Source organism: Amycolatopsis sp. NPDC051106, from assembly GCF_040682775.1.
Taxonomy (GTDB): Bacteria; Actinomycetota; Actinomycetes; order Mycobacteriales; family Pseudonocardiaceae; genus Amycolatopsis.
On record NZ_JBFBBQ010000031.1, the window covers coordinates 24,303 to 42,800 of the forward strand.

Consider the following 18,498-nt stretch of genomic DNA (forward strand, 5'->3'; position numbering starts at 1 on the left):
AAGGAGGGCCTCCCCGCCGGTACGACGGGGAGGCCCTCCGAAAGCAGTAACCCTTACGCCTGCGTCATCTTCCGCAGCACGTACTGCAGGATGCCGCCGTTGCGGTAGTAGTCCGCCTCACCCGGGGTGTCGATGCGGACGTCCGCCTCGAACTCCACCTTGGTGCCGTCCGCCTTGGTCGCGGTGACGTGCACCGTGCGCGGGGTCTCGCCGTCGTTCAGCTTCGTGATGCCCGAGATGTCGAACGTTTCGGTGCCGTCGAGGCCGAGCGACGAGGCCGACTCGCCCGCCGGGAACTGCAGCGGGATGACGCCCATGCCGATCAGGTTGGACCGGTGGATGCGCTCGAACGACTCGGTGATCACCGCGCGCACGCCCAGCAGCGAGGTGCCCTTGGCCGCCCAGTCGCGCGACGAACCCGAGCCGTACTCCTTGCCGCCCAGCACGACCAGCGGGGTGCCCTGGGCCGCGTAGTTCTGCGCCGCGTCGTAGATGAACGCCTGCGGCGCGCCCTCCTGCGTGAAGTCGCGCGTGTAACCGCCCTGCACGTCGTCCAGGAGCTGGTTGCGCAGCCGGATGTTCGCGAACGTGCCGCGGATCATCACCTCGTGGTTGCCGCGCCGCGAGCCGTAGGAGTTGAAGTCCTTCTTCTCCACGCCGTGCTCGGTGAGGTACTGCGCGGCCGGGGTGCCCGGCTTGATCGCGCCGGCGGGGGAGATGTGGTCGGTGGTGACCGAGTCGCCCAGCTTCGCCAGCACCCGCGCGCCGGTGATGTCGGTGACCGCAGCCGGCTCCGGGGTCATGCCCTCGAAGTACGGGGGCTTCCGGACGTAGGTGGACTCGGCGTCCCACTCGAAGGTCTTGCCCTCCGGGGTGGGCAGCGCCTTCCAGCGCTCGCCGCCGTCGAAGACGTCCGCGTAGTCCTTGGTGAACATCTCCTGCGTGATCGCGTAGTCGATGGTCTCCTGGATCTCCTGCGCGGTCGGCCAGATGTCCTTCAGGAAGACGTCGTTGCCGTCACCGTCCTGGCCCAGCGGCTGGTTCGCGAAGTCGAAGTCCATCGTGCCGGCCAGCGCGTAGGCGATGACCAGCGGCGGCGACGCGAGGTAGTTCATCTTCACGTCGGGGTTGATCCGGCCTTCGAAGTTCCGGTTGCCCGAAAGCACCGAGACCGCGGTGAGGTCGTTCTCCTGGATCGCCGCGGAGATCTCGTCGGAGAGCGGGCCCGAGTTGCCGATGCAGGTGGTGCAGCCGTAGCCGACCAGGTGGTAGCCCAGCTTCTCCAGGTACGGCCACAGGTTGGCCTTGGTGTAGTAGTCGGTGACGACCTGCGAGCCCGGCGCCATCGACGTCTTCACCCACGGCTTGACCGCGAGGCCCTTGTCCACGGCGTTGCGCGCGAGCAGCGCGGCGCCGAGCATGACCGACGGGTTCGAGGTGTTCGTGCACGAGGTGATCGAGGCGATCACCACGGCGCCGTGGTCCAGCACGAACTCGCCGCGGTCGGACGTGCTGACCTTGACCGGCTTGCTCGGCCGGCCCGACGCGCCGTTCGCGGCGGAGCTGGTGACCGGCGGGGCGTCGTCCTCGGCGAACGACAGCGACGGGGCGTCACTGGCCGGGAACGACTCCTCCGAAGCCTCGTCCATCTTGGTGTGCGGCGTGGTGTCCTCGCCGTCCACGTAGTCGTGGATCGACTTGCGGAACGCCGACTTCGCGTCCGAGAGCTCGATGCGGTCCTGCGGGCGCTTCGGGCCGGCGATCGACGGGACGACCGTCGAGAGGTCCAGCTCGAGGTACTCGGAGTAGGCGGCCTCGCGCGACGGGTCGTGCCAGAGGCCCTGCTCCTTGGCGTAGGACTCGACCAGCGCGACCTGCTCGGCCGAGCGGCCGGTCAGCTTCAGGTAGCGGACGGTCTCCTCGTCGATCGGGAAGATCGCCGCGGTGGAGCCGAACTCCGGGCTCATGTTGCCGATGGTGGCGCGGTTGGCCAGCGGCACCGCGCCGACGCTCTCGCCGTAGAACTCGACGAACTTGCCGACCACGCCGTGCTGGCGCAGCATCTGGGTGATCGTGAGGACGACGTCGGTGGCGGTGACGCCGGCCGGGATCTCGCCGGTCAGCTTGAAGCCGACGACGCGCGGGATGAGCATGGAGACCGGCTGGCCCAGCATGGCGGCCTCGGCCTCGATGCCGCCGACGCCCCAGCCCAGCACGCCCAGGCCGTTGACCATGGTGGTGTGCGAGTCGGTGCCGACGCAGGAGTCGGGGTAGGCCTGCCCGTTGCGGGACATGACCGTGCGGGCGAGGTGCTCGATGTTGACCTGGTGCACGATGCCGGTGCCCGGCGGGACGACCTTGAACTCGTCGAAGGCGCCCTGGCCCCAGCGCAGGAACTGGTAGCGCTCGCGGTTGCGCTCGTACTCGATCTCGACGTTGCGCTCGAAGGCGTCGGCGCGGCCGAAGACGTCGATGATCACCGAGTGGTCGATGACCAGCTCGGCCGGGGCGAGCGGGTTGACCTTGTCCGGGTCGCCGCCGAGGTCGGTGACCGCCTCGCGCATGGTGGCGAGGTCGACGACGCAGGGCACGCCGGTGAAGTCCTGCATGATCACGCGGGCGGGCGTGAACTGGATTTCGATCGACGGGTCGGCCTTCGGGTCCCACGAGCTCAGCGCGCGGATGTGGTCGGCGGTGATGTTCGCGCCGTCCTCGGTGCGCAGCAGGTTCTCGAGCAGGATCTTGAGGCTGTACGGCAGGCGCTCGGCGCCCTCGACCTTGTTCAGGCGGAAGACCTCGTACGAGGCGTCTCCGACCTTCAGCGTGTCTTTGGCGCCGAAGCTGTCCTTGCTGGCAGGTGCGGTCACGTCTAACTCCAGTGGCATGGACTTCCGCGCCGGTGCGGCGGTCGAGTCCCGGGTCAGTTCGGTCAGTTCGGTGTCGTGCGGTCCGCACGAGGCGGACGCGAGTCTTGCGCACCCCCACCGTAGGACCGGAATGGGGATGGCACACCTCGCGGTGGCTCAAACAGTACGCGCGTCCTGTTTGGGGTTCAAGGCGACACGCGGTGTGGGCTGCGCCATCCGCGACCAGGGTCCCTCAATAAGGGGAATTGGTGCCTACGGTGTGTAAGTTTCCGGTGATGCTTGTGATAGTGGTGTGACTGCAGTGACGCGCGGTGTGCGCAGGTGAGCGGAGGTGGGCGGTCGTGGCGGGACGGCACGAGGGACGCAAGGTGCCGGGAGCTCGCCGTGGACTCACCGTGAGCACCCTGGTGCTGGTGATCTTGTTCGGCGCGGGCGGTACGGGCCTCGCCGCGCCCCCGCCGCCGCCCAACCCGAGCGACTCGGAGCTGAACAGCAGCAAGGCCCAGGCCAACGCGAAGGCCGGTGAGGTCGGCCGGCTGACCAACCAGCTGGCCCAGGCCGAGCAGAAGCTGTCCCAGCTGCAGGACGACGTCGAGCTCAAGCAGGAAGAGGCCAACAAGGCCCTGGTCGACCTGCAGTCCGCGCAGGACGCCGCCGCCCAGGCGGAGAACGACGCGAAGGCCGCCCGCACCGAAGCCGACGCCGCGGCCGCCGCCATCGAGAAGGCCCGCAACGACCTGAAGACCTTCGCCGCCGCGAGCTTCCAGCAGGGCAGCACGGTCGGCTCGCTCTCGGCGTACCTCAGCGCCGACAGCCCCAAGGACATGCTGGCCCGCGCGCAGCTGCTCGACGCGGTCGGCGGCGACCGGCTCAACGCCCTCGACCGGCTCCAGCAGGCGCAGACCGAGAAGGCGAACAAGGACTCCGCGGCCCGCAAGGCCGCCGAGATCGCCCAGCAGAAGCAGGACGCCGCCCGTCAGGCGAAGACCAGCGCGGACTCCGCGCAGTCCGCCGCGATCCGGGCCCAGGACAGCCAGGCAGCGCAGAACACCCAGCTCGAGAAGAACAAGTCCGACGTCGAGCAGCAGCTCTACGCCGCCCAGTCGAAGGTCAGCGGTCTGCAGGGGCAGCGGCAGCGCTACCAGGACTGGCTCGCCCAGAAGCAGCGCGAGGACGACGAACGCGCCCGCCAGGCCGCGCTCGGCTCCTCCGGCGGGGGTGGCCGCCCGGCGAGCAGGCCTCCGGCGGGCCCGGCCGGCTCGTCGATCGAGGCGGTCATCGCCCGGGCGCTGTCGAAGATCGGCCTGCCCTACGCCTGGGGCGGCGGCAACGCGAGCGGCCCGACCCGCGGCATCCGCGACGGCGGGGTCGCCGACCGCTACGGCGACTACAACAAGATCGGCTTCGACTGCTCCGGCCTGATGATCTACGCGTTCGCCGGGGTCAGGGGCCTGCCGCACTACAGCGGCTACCAGTACACGGCGGGGCGCCGGGTCCCGCTGTCGCAGATGCGCCGCGGCGACATGCTGTTCTGGGGCGGCGCCGGCGGTATCCACCACGTCGCGCTGTACCTCGGCGGCGGGCAGATGGTCGAAGCGCCGCAGTCCGGCCTGCGGGTCCGGGTCGCGCCGGTGCGCTACGGCGGGATCATGCCGTACGCGACGCGCCTCATCGGCTAGCCGCGCTCGGCCTTGAGCTTCCGCCAGCCGCCCGCACGATTGTTCGCGATGATCTGCCGGAACATCGCGAGGAGCGCGGGCCGGTTGATCGGCTCGCCCCGGCGGAAGGCGACGGTGCGCGCGGTCTTGTTGCCGTGGCCGGCGGTGATGATCCCCTCGGGGTCCGGGACGATGCCGCCGTCGTAGACGAAGACGTTGACGTGGTCCTTCGCCGCGAGCAGGGCGCAGACGTTGCCGTCCAGGACGAAGTACGGCTGACGGGTGCGCTTGATCGTCTCGGCCACCTCGGGATCCGCCGCGTGGACCAGCTCGCGGACCTCCCGGCAGATCGCCTGCTGCCACTCGGGCAGAGCGTCGATGTAGGCGTCGACACGTGGCTCTACGGTGTAGGTCACCCGGGGAGTATGCCCGAAATCCGCTCGACGCCGTCCCCGCGCGGCCACCAGGATCGGCCCGGTGGACGACGAACTGAACGCGCTTCGGCGCAGCCGGATGCGCTGGAACACGCCCCTGTCCGAGCCCCACGCGGAGCTGCTGCTCGACCGGATGGCCCTCGACGAGGGGCACCACCTCGTCGACCTCGGCTGCGGCTGGGGTGAGCTGCTGCTGCGGGCCGCCGCCCGGACGCCGGGCCTGCGCGCGACCGGCGTCGACACCGACGTGACCGGCCTCGAGCGCGGCCGGGCGAGGGCCGGGGACCGCGCCGTCGAGTTCGTCGAAGCCGACGCCGCCACCTGGGAAGGACGCGCCGACCGGGCCTTCTGCATCGGCGCCGCGCACATCTTCGGGTCGACCAAGGCCGCGCTCGAAGGACTCGCGCGGAAGGTGCCGTCGGGCCGGCTGCTCTACGGCGACGGCTTCTGGGCGGATTCGCCGAACCCCACGGCGCAGGAGATCTTCGGCCCGGACCTGCTGACCCTGCCGGACCTGCTCGACGCGGCCGGCGGCGCCGGCTGGCGGGTGCTCCACTTCAGCACCGCCGACCAGCTCGAATGGGACGACTTCGAGTCCACCTCGCGCGCCGGCTGGGCGGAGTGGCTGTCCGCGCACCCGGACGACCCGCGCGCCGGCGAGGTCCGGGACTGGCTCGACCGGCGGCTGCGCGAATACGTCCGCGACTACCGGGGCGTGCTGGGCTTCACCTACGTCGTGCTGGGCCGCTAGATTCCCCGGATGCGCTACGCGGGGATCGTGGTGGCCGGCGGGTCGGCCCGCAGACTGTCCGGCGTGGACAAGCCGGCCCTGTCGGTGGGCGGGAAACCGTTGCTCGCCCGGGCGATCCACGCCCTCGGCGGCGCCGAACGGGTGATCGTCGTCGGCCCGCGGCGGCCCGGGTTCGACGTCGTGTGGACCCGGGAACCGGTGCCCGGCACCGGGCCGGTGGCGGCGCTGGCCGCGGGGCTCGCGGTGGTCCCGGACGACGTCGAGGCCGTGGCGGTGCTGGCGGCCGACCTCCCGGGCGTCCGCCGGTCCACAGTGGACCGCCTGGTCGCCGCGATCGGCGACGGCGACGGCGCGGTGCTCGTCGACGCCGGCGGGGCCCGGCAGTGGCTGCTGGGCGCGTGGCGGGTCGCCGCGCTGTCGGCCGCGCTGCCGCGGCAGCCGGAAAACGCGGCGCTGCGGCGCACCCTGGCCGGCCTGCGCATCACCGACGTGCCGGCCGAACGGGGCGAAGCGGACGACATCGACACGCCCGAGGACCTCGAGCGCCACCGCTGAGGACCTGCTTCACAGATGTCACACCGGGGAAGGTGTTGGCTACTGACGGGGCAACGCGTGCGTCCGCGTGCCGGACGGACGAACGCCCGGGGGACGCAGTACGGTCGCACCGCGTGATCACCGTCGCGGGGGCGGCGCACGAACTTTCGAGGAGGCAGAGTGACCGAGCCCGGCTACGCCGAGGGCGGGAACGGGCAGCAGCCCGGGACGCCGGCCCGGGACGCCCAGTTGCTGGAGCGGACCGTGTTCGAGGTCAAGCGGATCATCGTCGGCCAGGACCGCCTGGTCGAGCGGATGCTGGTCGGCCTGCTGGCCAAGGGCCACCTGCTGCTCGAAGGCGTGCCCGGCGTGGCGAAGACCCTCGCGGTGGAGACCTTCGCCCGGGTGGTCGGCGGCTCGTTCTCCCGCGTCCAGTTCACCCCCGACCTGGTGCCCGCGGACATCCTCGGCACCCGGATCTACCGCCAGGGCGCCGAGCGCTTCGACGTCGAGCTCGGCCCGGTCGTGGCGAACTTCGTCCTCGCCGACGAGATCAACCGCGCCCCGGCGAAGGTGCAGTCGGCGATGCTCGAGGTGATGGCCGAGCGGCACGTGTCGATCGGCGGGCAGACGTTCCCGATGCCCGACCCGTTCCTCGTCCTGGCCACCCAGAACCCGATCGAGAACGAGGGCGTGTACCCGCTCCCCGAGGCGCAGCGCGACCGGTTCCTGTTCAAGATCCTCGTCGAGTACCCCTCCGCCGAGGAGGAGCGCGAGATCATCTACCGGATGGGTGTCACGCCGCCGACCCCGCACGAGGTGCTCAGCCCGGGCGAGCTGGTCCGGCTGCAGGGCGTCGCGGCGCAGGTGTTCGTGCACCACGCCCTCGTCGACTACGTGGTGCGGCTCGTGCTGACCACCCGGACGCCGAACGAGCACGGTCTCGCCGACGTCGCCGGCTGGGTGTCCTACGGTGCTTCGCCGCGCGCGAGCCTCGGCATCATCGCCGCCGCCCGGGCGCTGGCCCTGGTCCGCGGCCGTGACTACGTGCTGCCGCAGGACGTCGTCGACGTCGTGCCGGACGTGCTGCGCCACCGGCTCGTGCTGTCCTACGACGCCCTCGCCGACGGCGTGCCGATCGACCACATCATCACGCGCGTGCTGCAGACCGTGCCGTTGCCGCAGGTCTCGGCCCGGCCGCAGGGCGGGGCCGGCCAGGGCGGCCCGGTCCCGGCGGGCGCGCCGGTCAGGTAACCGGTGATGGCGAAGAACGAGAAGGGCGCCCGCCCTTCGTGGGCGCCGCCGGTGCTGCGCGGCGAACGGCTGGAGGCCGGGCTCCGGACCCTGGAGCTCGACGTCCGCCGCCGGCTGGACGGGCTGCTGCAGGGCAACCACCTCGGCCTGGTGCCGGGGCCGGGGTCCGAGCCCGGCGAGGCCCGCCCGTACCAGCCCGGTGACGACGTCCGCCGGATGGACTGGGCGGTCACCGCCCGCACCACGACCCCGCACATCCGCGAGACCGTGGCCGACCGCGAGCTGGAGACGTGGATCGTCGCCGACCTCTCGGCGAGCCTCGACTTCGGGACGGCGCTGTGCGAGAAGCGCGACCTGGTGGTCTGCGCGGTCGCGGCGGTCGCGCACCTGACCGGGGGCGGCGGCAACCGGATCGGCGGCTTGATCTCCACCGGCGCCGAGACGACCCGCATCCCGGCGCGCGGCGGCCTGGCGCACGCCCGCGGGCTGGTGCGGAGACTGGCCGAGACCCCCCGGGCGGCCGAGGGCACGCGCGGGGACTTCGCCCAGGCGCTGGAGGCGCTGCGCCGGCCGCCGCGCCGCCGCGGCCTGGCCGTGGTGATCTCCGACTTCCTGGGCGACACGACCTGGGAGCGGCCGCTGCGGGCGCTGGGCGGCCGCCACGAACTGATCGCGATCGAAATCCTCGACCCGCGCGACGTCGACCTGCCCGACGTGGGCACCGTCGTGCTGGCCGACCCGGAGACAGGGAAACAGCGCGAAGTGCATGCGTCGGCCTTGCTGCGCAAGGAGTTCGGGGCCGCGGCCCACGCCCACCGGCAGACGGTGGCGGCCGGCCTGCGGCGCGCGGGTGCGGCGCACCTGACGCTGCGGACCGACGCCGACTGGATCGCCGACATGGTGCGGTTCGTCGTGGCCCGCAAGCGCCGCTGGTCCGGCGGTGTGGCGTGAGTCTGACGGGGTTCTCCGCGCCGTGGTGGTTCCTGCTGCTGATCGCGGTCGCCGCCGTCGCCGTCGGGTATGTGCTCGCCCAGCGTGCGCGGCGGAAGCGGACCATGCGGTTCGCGAACCTGGCGCTGCTGGACAAGGTCGCGCCGAAGAGCCAGGGCCGGGTGCGGCACCTGCCGGCGGTGCTGATCGTGCTGTCGCTGCTGCTGCTCACCGTGGGGCTGGCCGGGCCGACCGCCGAGCAGAAGGTGCCGCGCAACCGGGCGACCGTGATGCTGGTGATCGACGTGTCGCTGTCGATGGAGGCCACCGACGTCCTGCCGACGCGGCTGAAGGCGGCGCAGGACGCGGCGACGCAGTTCGCCCAGAACATGACCCCGGGGATCAACCTCGGCCTGATCTCGTTCGCGGGCACGGCGACCGTCCTGGTCAACCCGACGACCGACCGCAACGGCGTGATCAAGGCGATCGAGAACCTCAAGCTGGCCCAGTCGACGGCGACCGGTGAGGGCATCTTCGCGGCCCTGCAGTCGGTGGAGAGCTTTTCGAGTGTGGTGGGCGGAGCCGACGGGCCACCGCCGGCGCGGATAGTGCTGATGTCCGACGGCAAGCAGACGGTGCCCGAGGATCTGTACGCGGCCCGCGGCGGCTACACGGCGGCCCAGGCGGCGAAGCAGGCCGGCGTGCCGATCTCGTCGATCTCGTTCGGCACGACGCACGGCTCGGTCGACATCGACGGCAAGGCCCAGCCGGTCAGCGTGGACGACGAGTCCCTGCGCGAGATCGCCCGCCTGTCCGGCGGCGACTTCTACAAGGCGGCCAGCGCCGAAGAGCTGAAGAAGGTGTACGGAGACCTCGGCGAGCAGATCGGCTACGAGCTGAAGGACGCCGACGCGAGCAAGCCGTGGGTGGTGGTGGGGACACTGGTCCTCATGCTGGGCGCGGCGGCGAGTTTGTTCTTCGGGCAGCGGCTTCCGTGACTCAGGCTCGGCGGACGCCGTACAGGCTTCCGCCGAGCAGGGTCACGCCGGAAAGCACGCCGCTCACGAACGGGACCCACTGCGCTGCGCTCCCGAGCAGAGCCAGGCCGACGACGCCGAGCACGGTCAGGACCACCCCGAGGGCTTCCGCTTCGTGAAAGACTGGGCGGGCGTGGTCGTCGGGGACCCGACTTGGCCGCCGCGGCTGTCCCATTCCTGCGTGCTCGGAACGGTTGCCCAACTCGCTGGTCTTGATTCTGCCGCTGATGTGGCGCGGAGACGGCAGCACCCGATTCAGTTGCGGCGGACGCCGTACAGGCTTCCGCCGAGCAGCGCCACGCCGGAAAGCACGCCGCTCACGAACGGGACCCACTGCGCCGCGCTCCCGAGCAGGGCCAGGCCGACGACGCCGAGTACGGTCAGGACCACCCCGACCACCAGGATCGACTGCGTCTTCCACGCCGACGCCAGCGCTACGAAGTGAAGCCCGACGATGGTCGCGATCCACGCGACGTTCGCCTGCACCGGCGCGTCCAGCAGGGTCAGCACGAAGAACCCGGCGACGAGCAGCACCACTTCGCCGATGACGATCACGCGGTAGCTCGGCCCGAACATCGGCCGGCCTTCGAGCGTCGGGCGGCCGCCTGCCCGCACCCCGAGGACCACCACCGCCGCGAGGGCGGCCACGGCGAGGACGCGCAGCACCCAGGCGATCGCCGCGGGGAGCGGCGGCCCGGAGTTGACGAGGACGAACACGGTGCCGAACGCGGCGCCGATGAGCGCCCCCAGGAACTGCTGTCGCATGCGGCGAACCTACCGGACGGTGATCACCCGCCCGCCAAGCCTCTGAAGGCCACCATGAGGGCATCCAGTGCCCTCATGGTGGCCTTCAGAGACCTTCGGGGGTCGCGAAGCCGTTCTGCCGCCAGGCCTCGTAGACCGTGATCGCCGCGGTGTTGGCCAGGTTGAGCGACCGGCTGGTCGGCAGCATCGGCAGCCGCACGCGGTCGGTCACCTCCGGCGCCTCCTGCACCGAAGCGGGCAGGCCGGCGGACTCCGGCCCGAACAGCAGCACGTCTCCGGGCGCGTACGCGACGTCCGTGTACAGCCGGGTCGCCGACGCGCTGAACGCGTAGACCTTCGCCGGCAGCAACGCTTCCCAGGCTTCCGCCAGCGAAGCGTGCACCCGCACCCGCGCCAGGTCGTGGTAGTCGAGCCCGGCGCGGCGCAGCTGCTTGTCCTCCAGCGTGAACCCCAGCGGCTCGACCAGGTGCAGCTCGCACCCGGTGTTCGCCGCCAGCCGGATCGCGTTGCCCGTGTTCGGCGGGATTTCGGGCTGGTAGAAGAGAATGCGGAACACGGCTCAGTCCCCGAGCGCGGCCGCGTACACCTTGCGGACCGCCTCCGGCGGCGCCGCCGGTCGCACGGTGGCCGGGTCGACGAACACGTACCGGACGTTCGCCGCGAGCACCAGCGTCTCGGCGCGGTGGATTTCGAAGTCGAAGATCAGCGACGTCGTGCCGAGGTGGGTCAGGTACTGCGAGACGACCAGTTCCTCGTCGTACCGGGCCGGCGCGCGGAACTTCAGGTTCGCCTCCGCCACCACGACGTCCGTGCCGTGGGCCAGGAACTCGTCGTGGGAACCGAACAGCGCCTTCTCCGCCTCGAAGGCGCACATGTCCACATAGGCCAGGTAATGGGCGTTGAAGACGATGCCCTGGCCGTCGCATTCGTGGTAGCGGACGCGCAGCGGCAGCTCGGCGATCGGCCGGCGGGGTTCGGTCACCGGCCCAATCTAGCGCTCAGCCGTGCAGGGCCCGGTACGCGGCCGCCGCGCCCGGCTGCAGCGGCACCGGCTGCGTGCCGATCAGCGTCCGCACGTCGAGGAACTGCGTGCCGACCGCCTCGGCGGGCACGAGATCGGTCGCCCGCCCGACGAGCAGCCGCACGACCGCCGCGGCGACGTCGCCGGGCAGGGCGGGGGAGCAGACGAGCAGGTTCGCGACGCCGATGGTGCCCAGCGCGCTGACCCCGCGGTAGGCGCCGTCGGGCACCTGGACCTGGTCGTACACCGGGCCGTACGCGGCGCGCAGCGCGGGGACCACCGAATCCAAGGGCAGCAGCGCGATGGGTGTCGTGCGGGTGAGATCCGCGAGCTTCGGTGTCGGCACCCCGCCGGACCACAGCATCGCGTCGATCCGCCGGCCCGCCAGTGCCTGGACGGCGTCGTCGAACAGCAGGTGCCGGGCGTCGACCGCGACCCCGGCCTTGGCGAACAGCCGCTCGCCGAGCTGGGCCGCGCCGGATCCGCCCGCGCCCAGCGACACCGGGCGCCCCGCGAGATCGGCGAGGCGGCGCACCGGCCCGTCCGCCCGCACCACCAGCTGCAGGTAGTTCTCGTAGACGCGGCCGAGGGCGAGCAGCGGCACCTTCCCCGGGAACGGCGCGTTCCCGATGAGCGCCGTCTGGGCGACATCGGCGAGCACCAGCCCGAGGTCGGCCTGCCCGCGCCGCACCAGCTCGACGTTGGCGACGCTCGCCTCGGTCGGCACGGCGGTGGCGTGCAGCCGCGGCTCGGCGCGGTTCAGCTCGGCCGCCAGCAGCTCGGCGAAGGCCAGGTAGAAGCCGCCGCGCTCGCCGGCCGCGATGGTGACCGTCCGTTCGGGACCGTCGTAGCCGGACGTCGAGCAGCCGGCGAGGGCCAGTCCGAGGCCGCCGAGCAAGGCGGTGCGGCGGGTGAGCGTCATCGCGGCACCTCCCGCAGCGGCAGGGTCACGCGCACTTCGAGCCCGCGGGGGAGTGCTTGCCGCAGTTCCAGGACACCGCCACGGGTGCGCACCTGCTGCTGCGCGATGGCCAGCCCGAGCCCGGTCCCACGCGGGGCGCCTTCGCCGCCGGCGCGCCAGAACCGCTCGGTCGCCCGCGCGCGGTCCTCAGTGGACAGTCCGGGGCCGTCGTCGCGGACGACGAGGGTCGCCGTCGAGACGCCGCTTTCCCAGTCCGTCGTGATCTTCGCGCCGCGCCCGGCGTAGTGGACGGCGTTGTCCAGCAACACGTCGAGGATCTGCGCGAGCTCGCCTTCCGGGCAGCCGACGGTGACCGGCTCGTCGTGCCCGGGCGGCGGCACGAGGGTCGACCCGGCGTCTTCGGCCGCCGGGCGCCAGGCGTCGACGCGTTCGGCGAGCACCGAGGCGAGGTCGCACGACTCGTCCGCGCCCCCGGCCGCGACGCGCGTCGCGGTGCTCTCGGCCAGCGCGAGGGCCAGCAGCCCGTCGAGCAGCTTTTCGAGGCGTTCCACCTCGGCCACGGTCGCCCGGTACGTGGCCTCGTCGCCCTCGACCCGGCCGGCGAGCGAGTCGACGCGCAGCCGCAACGCCGCCATGGGGTTCCGCAGCTGGTGGGAGGCGTCGGCGACCAGCCGGTGCTGCTGGTCGGCCGCTTCGAGCACGGCTTCGGACATCCGGTTGACCTCGCCGGCCAGCACCCGCAGCTCGCGCGGCCCGGTGCGTTCGGGCACGTGCGCGCGGTGCCCGGCGGCGACGGCCAGGACCCCGGTCTCCAGCTCGTGCAGCGGCCGCACCATCCACCGGGCCAGCACCACGGCGAGCAGCACGAACACCACCGCGACCAGCAGCGCCCCGGCGCCGATGGTGCCCCAGCGGGTGGCGACGTCCGCGGCCGCCGCCGTCACCGACGCCCGCAGCACGACCACGCCGGACACCCGGGTGCCGGTGCCGACGGGCCGCGCGAAGTACGCCGGTCCGGCCGACCACGGGCCGAGCCGGCCGACCTGCGGCGCGGGCTCGTTGCGCATCGTGGCCTCGACCAGCGCGTGCACCGCCGGGTCGGCCGCGGTCAGGCCGCCGGCCTGCACCAGCGGCGAGCGCCGCTGGTCGACGATGACGACGCCTTCGCCGTACAGCTCGGCGTAGCGGGCCGCGTCGGCGGCGAGCGCGGCCGGGTCGCGCGTGTCGGCGGCCTGCTGGGCCAGCACGACGAACCGGTCGACGTCGGCGGTGCGGGAGATGACCAGCTGCTGGGTGCGCTGCTCGGCGGTGGACACGAGCAGCGGCACGGCGAACGCGGCGACCACCGCGAGCGCGAGGGCGACCAGGACCACCAGCAGCCGGGTGCGCACGGGGTCAGTCCCGGCCGAGCCGGTAGCCGAAGCCGCGGATGGTGGCGAGCAGGCCCGGCCGGTCCAGCTTGGCGCGCAGCCCGGTCAGGTGGACGTCGAGGGAGCGGGACACCGCGAGGTAGGCGTCGCCCCAGACCTCGTCCATCAGCTGCTGGCGGCTGACCGCGGTGCCCGGGCGCGCGGCGAGCACGGCCAGGATTTCGAACTCCTTGGTGGTGAGCCCGATGTCGTGCCCGGCGACGAGGACCCGGCGGGCGCCGAGGTCGATCTCGACGTCCTCGACGCGCACGACGTCACCGGCCGGTGCCTCGCGGGCGACCGCGCGCCGCACGACGGCGTCCATCCGGGCCAGCAGTTCGGCCAGCCGGACCGGTTTGGTCAGGTAGTCGTCGGCGCCGAGGCGCAGGCCGCGCACGATCGAGCGTTCGTCACCGCGGGCGGTCAGGACGATGACCGGCACCGGCGACACCGCGCGGATCTTCCGCAGCACGTCGAGCCCGTCGATGTCCGGCAGTCCCAGGTCCAGGAGGACCAGGTCGGCGTCGCGGTGGCGGTGCAGGGCGTCCGCCCCGCGGCCGACGCTGGTGACGGGATGACCGCGCGCGTGCAGCGACTCGGCGAGCGCGCCGGCGACACCCGCGTCGTCTTCGACGAGGAGCACGCGCACGGCCATCCCTTTCTCAGTGTTCTTCGTCCCGACGGCGTTCGAGCTCGGAGCTCTTCGAGGTTTCCCGCATTGTGCCGTAGACGATCAGGGAAACCAGGACGCAGCCCGCGACGTACCAGAAGAACACCGACTCGTGCCCGGCGCTCTTCAGCGCCTGCGCGATGAGTTCGGCGGTGCCGCCGAAGATCGCGACGGTGAGCGCGTAGGGCAGACCGACGCCGATGGCGCGGATCTTCGTCGGGAACAGCTCGGCCTTCACGATCGCGTTGATCGACGTGTAGCCCGCCACGACGACGAGCCCGGCCAGGACGAGGAAGAACGCGCCGACCGGGTTCCGGGTCGAGCCCATGACCGTCATGATCGGGACGGTGAGCAGGGTGCCCGCGATGCCGAAGAACAGCAGCAGCGGGCGGCGGCCGATCCGGTCGGACAGCTTGCCCGCCAGCGGCTGCAGGATCGCCGCGAGCAGGATCGCCGAGAACAGGATGATCGTGACCGTGCGCCGCGGGATGTGGGCGGTGTTCTCGAGGAACTTCTGGCTGTAGGTGGCGAAGGTGTAGAACGCCACCGTGCCGCCGAGGGTCAGGCCGACGACGAGCGCGATCTCCTTGGGGTACTTGGCCAGCGCGCGCAGCGTGCCGCGCTCGCCGGTCGTCCCGGCCTCGTCCGCCTCACGCGTGTAGCTCTCGGACTCGTCCATGCCGCGGCGCAGCCACATGACGCTGAGCGCGGCGACCGTGCCGACGCCGAACGCGATCCGCCAGCCCCACGACGTCAGCTGCTGCTCGGTGAGCAGGCCCTGCAGGATCAGCTGGAGCCCCAGCGCCAGCAGCTGGCCGCCGTAGAGCGTCACGTACTGGAAGCTCGAGTAGAAGCCGCGCTTGCCGGGAGTGGCCACTTCGGACAGGTACGTGGCCGACGTGGAGTACTCGCCGCCGACGGACAGGCCCTGGATCAACCGGGCCACCAGCAGCAGGATCGGTGCCGCGAGGCCGATCGTGCCGTAGCTCGGCGTGACGGCGATGAGCAGCGAGCCGCCCGCCATCAGCGTGACCGAAAGCACGAGCGCGCTGCGGCGGCCGAAGCGGTCGGCGAACCGGCCGAGCATCCAGCCGCCGAGCGGGCGCATGAGGAACCCGACGGCGAACACCGCGGCCGTGCCGAGGAAGGCGGCCGTCGTGTCGGTCGTCGGGAAGAAAGACTTGGCGAAGTACGTGGTGAACGCCGCGTAGGCGTACCAGTCGTACCACTCGACCAGATTGCCGATGGAGCCGCGCAGCACGTTGCCGATCACGCGTTTCTCGCTGACGGCCCCCGTGGTGGCGCCGCTGATCCGGGTTGTCATCGTCGACCTCCTGTGTTGCGACTCACGGTGACCAACCAGCGGGTAACCAGCAAGGTCGGAGGGCAGTTCCTAACACGCGCTTAGGACGGTCGCGGAGACTCCGGGCGCGGGTGCGCGACGGGTCGGCGCTGCCGATAGCCTCGTGCCCGACATCAGCGCACGGTCGACGAAGAGGGAGAACACTGTGGGACGGTCGGTTCTGGTCACCGGGGGCAACCGGGGCATCGGTCTGGCGATCGCCCGGGATCTCGCGGAGCAGGGACACCGGGTCGCCGTCACGCACCGTGGTTCGGGTGCGCCCGAGGGCCTCTTCGGGGTCCAGGCGGACGTCACCGACACCGACCAGGTCGACGCGGCGTTCAAGCTCGTCGAGGAGCACCAGGGTCCGGTCGAGGTGCTCGTGTCCAACGCCGGGCTGACCGACGACACGCTGCTGATGCGGATGAGCGACGAGCAGTTCGAGCGCGTCGTCGACGCGAACCTCACCGGCGCCTTCCGGGTGGCGAAGCGGGCTTCGCGCGGCATGCTGCGCGGCAAGTGGGGCCGGTTCGTCTTCATCTCCTCGGTGGTCGGGCTCTCCGGCTCGGCCGGCCAGGCGAACTACGCGGCGTCGAAGGCCGGTCTCGTCGGCTTCGCGCGTTCGCTGGCGCGCGAGCTCGGCTCCCGCAACATCACCTCGAACGTCATCGCGCCCGGGTTCGTGCGCACCGACATGACCGACGAGCTGCCCGAGGAACGCAAGAAGCAGATCCTCGACCAGGTGCCCTCCGGCCGGTACGCCGAGCCGTCGGAGATCGCCGCCGCGGTGCGCTACCTGGCCTCCGACGAAGCCGGCTACGTCAACGGCGCGGTGCTGCCGGTCGACGGCGGCCTCGGCCTCGGCCACTGACGCTTTCGAAGACACAGCTTCCCCGTTCACCGAACCAAGACCTGGAGGACCCGTGCCCGGACTGCTCGAAGGCAAGCGCCTGCTGATCACCGGCGTCATCACCGACGCCTCGCTCGCCTTCCACGCGGCCAAGATCGCGCAGCAGGAGGGCGCGAAGGTGGTGCTCACCGGCTTCGGCCGCATGTCGCTGGTCGAGCGCATCGCGAAGCGGCTGCCCGAAGCGGCGCCCGTGATCGAGCTGGACGTCACCAACCAGGAGCACCTCGACTCGCTCGCCGACCGCGTCCGCGAGCACGTCGACGGCCTCGACGGCGTGCTGCACTCGATCGGCTTCGCCCCGCAGACCTGCCTCGGCGCGCCGTTCCTCGACGCGCCGGCCGAGGACGTCAAGACCGCGATCGAGATCTCGACGTACTCGTACATGTCGCTGGCGAAGGCGTGCCTGCCGCTGCTCGGCCGGGGCGCTTCGTACGTCGGCATGGACTTCGACGCGCGCGTCGCGTGGCCGGTCTACAACTGGATGGGCGTCGCGAAGGCCGGGCTCGAGTCGGTCAACCGCTACCTGGCCAAGGAGCTGGGGCCGCAGGGCATCCGCGTCAACCTGGTCAGCGCGGGCCCGATGAAGACGATGGCGGCCAAGTCCATCCCGGGCTTCGCCGACCTGGAGGACGGCTGGGGCGAGCGCGCGCCGCTCGGCTGGGACAGCACGGACCCGGACCCGGTGGCGAAGAGCGTCTGCGCGGTGCTGTCGGACTGGCTCCCCGCCACGACCGGCTCGATGATCATGGTCGACGGCGGGGTCCACTTCCTCGGCGTCTGAGCTTCACACGGAGATCGGTTCCCGGTCGCGGTCGTCACTCCGCTGGACGACGACCGCGACCGTGAGCGCGGCCAGGGTCGCCGCGCCGAGCACGATGCCCGTCCACGCGACGCTCGGGAAGCCCAGGCCGGCGCCGATCGCGACGCCGCCGAGCCACGGGCCGATCGTGTTGCCGACGTTGAACGCCGCCGTGGTGCTGGCGCCGACGAGCGTGGGTGCGTTCCCGGCCACCGCGTACGTGCGGACGTTGAGGGCCGGGTTGGCGCCGAACCCGGCGGCGCCGAAGACGAGCACGGCCGCCACGGCGACGCCCGCGTCGGTCGTGAGGGCCAGGACGAGCAGCGACGCCAAGGCGAGCCCGACGCAGCCGTAGAGCGTGGCGAACGGGTGGCGGTCGGCGAGCCGCCCGCCGGCCGTGATGCCGATGAGCGCGCCGACGCCGAAGAGCGCGAGGACCCCCGGCACCCACGCCTCCGGGAGACCGTCCGTTTCGGTCAGCAGCGGCGCGAGGTAGCTGAACGCGGCGAAGATCATGGCTTGGCACAAGGCGATCACGCCGAGCGCGAGCCAGATCCGGCCGCGCCGGTACAGCCGCAGCTCGGTGCGGACGCTCATCCCGCCGCCGGTCGTCTCCGGCACCAGGGCGGCGACCCCGGCCGCCGCCAGGAGCGTCACCGCCGCGACCGCCCAGAACGCCGTCGGCCAGCCCGCGTGCTGGCCGATGAACGTCCCCGCCGGAACGCCGGCGATGTTGGCCACGGTCAGGCCGCCGACCAGCACCGCCATCGCGCGGCCGCGGCGCTCGACGGGCACCAGCGCGATCGTCGTCGCCACGGCGACGGCCCAGAAGCCCGCGCACGCGAGCGCGGCGATCACCCGGGTCGCGAACAGCAGCGCGTACCCGGTGGAGAGTGCGCCCACGACGTGCGCCCCGAAGAAGACCGCGAGCAGCGCGAGGAGCGTCCGGCGGCGGGGGAGCCGCAGGGTGCCGATCGCCAGCAGCGGCGCGCCCACGACCATGCCGATGGCGAACGCGGAGATCAGCAGGCCGGCGTCGGGGATGCTGACACCGAGGTCGGCGGCCATCCCGGGGAGCAGGCCGGTGATCATGAACTCGGACGTGCCCAGCGCGAACACGCTGAGCCCGAGGACGAAGACGGCCAGGGGCACGGGTCCTCCTTGGTTGTGGATTGATCAGTACAAAACTCGAGCA

Annotated in this window: 19 protein-coding genes; 8 read left to right on the plus strand and 11 right to left on the minus strand. The window is 72.0% G+C overall.

Annotated elements, in window-relative coordinates; translation table 11 throughout:
* Window positions 1-53: 53 nt before the first annotated feature.
* Window positions 54-2,867: an aconitate hydratase gene (locus AB0M83_RS23155; RefSeq protein ID WP_364520191.1), complete on the minus strand. Its 2,814-nt coding sequence runs from the start codon at window positions 2,865-2,867 to the stop codon at window positions 54-56.
* A gap of 368 nt (window positions 2,868-3,235) precedes the next feature.
* Here AB0M83_RS23155 and AB0M83_RS23160 point away from each other — a divergent pair, with 368 nt between their 5' ends.
* Complete coding sequence (locus tag AB0M83_RS23160) at window positions 3,236-4,546, plus strand: NlpC/P60 family protein (RefSeq protein WP_364520309.1); 1,311 nt, start codon at window positions 3,236-3,238, stop codon at window positions 4,544-4,546.
* Here the strand turns inward: AB0M83_RS23160 and AB0M83_RS23165 are convergent.
* Window positions 4,543-4,941 carry a DUF1801 domain-containing protein gene (locus AB0M83_RS23165; RefSeq protein ID WP_364520193.1) on the minus strand — a complete coding sequence of 133 codons (399 nt, stop codon included), beginning with the start codon at window positions 4,939-4,941 and terminating at the stop codon, window positions 4,543-4,545. The two genes, AB0M83_RS23160 and AB0M83_RS23165, sit on opposite strands and share 4 nt — an antisense overlap.
* 61 nt (window positions 4,942-5,002) lie before the next feature.
* Here AB0M83_RS23165 and AB0M83_RS23170 point away from each other — a divergent pair, with 61 nt between their 5' ends.
* The 5 genes from AB0M83_RS23170 to AB0M83_RS23190 all read left to right on the plus strand — a co-directional run bounded on the left by AB0M83_RS23170 (window position 5,003) and on the right by AB0M83_RS23190 (window position 9,426).
* A complete protein-coding gene (locus AB0M83_RS23170; RefSeq protein ID WP_364520195.1) occupies window positions 5,003-5,710 on the plus strand; it encodes a class I SAM-dependent methyltransferase in 708 nt (235 codons plus the stop codon).
* A gap of 9 nt (window positions 5,711-5,719) precedes the next feature.
* Window positions 5,720-6,265, plus strand: a complete 546-nt coding sequence (locus tag AB0M83_RS23175; RefSeq protein WP_364520197.1) for an NTP transferase domain-containing protein — start codon at window positions 5,720-5,722, stop codon at window positions 6,263-6,265.
* 159 nt (window positions 6,266-6,424) lie between these two features.
* Window positions 6,425-7,498: an AAA family ATPase gene (locus AB0M83_RS23180; protein WP_284749328.1), complete on the plus strand. Its 1,074-nt coding sequence runs from the start codon at window positions 6,425-6,427 to the stop codon at window positions 7,496-7,498.
* Window positions 7,499-7,504: 6 nt separating this feature from the next.
* On the plus strand, window positions 7,505-8,449 hold the full coding sequence (locus AB0M83_RS23185; protein WP_364520199.1) for a DUF58 domain-containing protein: 945 nt from the start codon (window positions 7,505-7,507) through the stop codon (window positions 8,447-8,449).
* Window positions 8,446-9,426 (plus strand): VWA domain-containing protein, encoded by a 981-nt coding sequence (locus AB0M83_RS23190; RefSeq protein ID WP_364520201.1) that lies wholly within the window; start codon window positions 8,446-8,448, stop codon window positions 9,424-9,426. The genes AB0M83_RS23185 and AB0M83_RS23190 overlap by 4 nt, the downstream gene beginning before the upstream one ends.
* A 1-nt stretch (window position 9,427) precedes the next feature.
* Here the strand turns inward: AB0M83_RS23190 and AB0M83_RS23195 are convergent, their stop codons facing one another.
* The 8 genes from AB0M83_RS23195 to AB0M83_RS23230 form a co-directional block, all read right to left on the minus strand.
* Complete coding sequence (locus tag AB0M83_RS23195; RefSeq protein WP_364520203.1) at window positions 9,428-9,562, minus strand: hypothetical protein; 135 nt, start codon at window positions 9,560-9,562, stop codon at window positions 9,428-9,430.
* 158 nt (window positions 9,563-9,720) lie between these two features.
* Window positions 9,721-10,230 carry a hypothetical protein gene (locus AB0M83_RS23200; protein WP_364520205.1) on the minus strand — a complete coding sequence of 170 codons (510 nt, stop codon included), beginning with the start codon at window positions 10,228-10,230 and terminating at the stop codon, window positions 9,721-9,723.
* 85 nt (window positions 10,231-10,315) lie between these two features.
* Window positions 10,316-10,786, minus strand: coding sequence for a tRNA (cytidine(34)-2'-O)-methyltransferase (locus tag AB0M83_RS23205; protein WP_364520207.1), 471 nt, complete (start codon window positions 10,784-10,786; stop codon window positions 10,316-10,318).
* A gap of 3 nt (window positions 10,787-10,789) precedes the next feature.
* Window positions 10,790-11,212: a thioesterase family protein gene (locus AB0M83_RS23210; protein WP_364520209.1), complete on the minus strand. Its 423-nt coding sequence runs from the start codon at window positions 11,210-11,212 to the stop codon at window positions 10,790-10,792.
* 16 nt (window positions 11,213-11,228) lie between these two features.
* Complete coding sequence (locus AB0M83_RS23215; RefSeq protein WP_364520211.1) at window positions 11,229-12,173, minus strand: TAXI family TRAP transporter solute-binding subunit; 945 nt, start codon at window positions 12,171-12,173, stop codon at window positions 11,229-11,231.
* Window positions 12,170-13,564, minus strand: a complete 1,395-nt coding sequence (locus AB0M83_RS23220) for a HAMP domain-containing sensor histidine kinase (protein ID WP_364520213.1) — start codon at window positions 13,562-13,564, stop codon at window positions 12,170-12,172. The genes AB0M83_RS23215 and AB0M83_RS23220 overlap by 4 nt, the downstream gene beginning before the upstream one ends.
* Before the next feature lie 4 nt (window positions 13,565-13,568).
* Window positions 13,569-14,237 (minus strand): response regulator transcription factor, encoded by a 669-nt coding sequence (locus tag AB0M83_RS23225; RefSeq protein WP_285478479.1) that lies wholly within the window; start codon window positions 14,235-14,237, stop codon window positions 13,569-13,571.
* Window positions 14,238-14,244: 7 nt separating this feature from the next.
* Window positions 14,245-15,576, minus strand: coding sequence for an MFS transporter (locus tag AB0M83_RS23230; protein WP_364520215.1), 1,332 nt, complete (start codon window positions 15,574-15,576; stop codon window positions 14,245-14,247).
* Between the two features lie 184 nt (window positions 15,577-15,760).
* Between AB0M83_RS23230 and AB0M83_RS23235 the strand changes: the two genes are divergently transcribed.
* Together AB0M83_RS23235 and fabI are read left to right on the plus strand one after the other, a co-directional pair.
* A complete protein-coding gene (locus tag AB0M83_RS23235; protein ID WP_364520217.1) occupies window positions 15,761-16,465 on the plus strand; it encodes a beta-ketoacyl-ACP reductase in 705 nt (234 codons plus the stop codon).
* Window positions 16,466-16,517: 52 nt separating this feature from the next.
* Window positions 16,518-17,285 (plus strand): enoyl-ACP reductase FabI, encoded by a 768-nt coding sequence (gene fabI / locus AB0M83_RS23240; RefSeq protein WP_364520219.1) that lies wholly within the window; start codon window positions 16,518-16,520, stop codon window positions 17,283-17,285.
* A gap of 3 nt (window positions 17,286-17,288) precedes the next feature.
* On the opposite strand, the gene AB0M83_RS23245 is transcribed toward fabI, so the two are convergent.
* The gene (locus tag AB0M83_RS23245) at window positions 17,289-18,455 is read right to left on the minus strand and encodes a Cmx/CmrA family chloramphenicol efflux MFS transporter (RefSeq protein ID WP_364520221.1); all 1,167 of its coding nucleotides are present in this window, start codon (window positions 18,453-18,455) and stop codon (window positions 17,289-17,291) included.
* Window positions 18,456-18,498 lie beyond the last annotated feature (43 nt).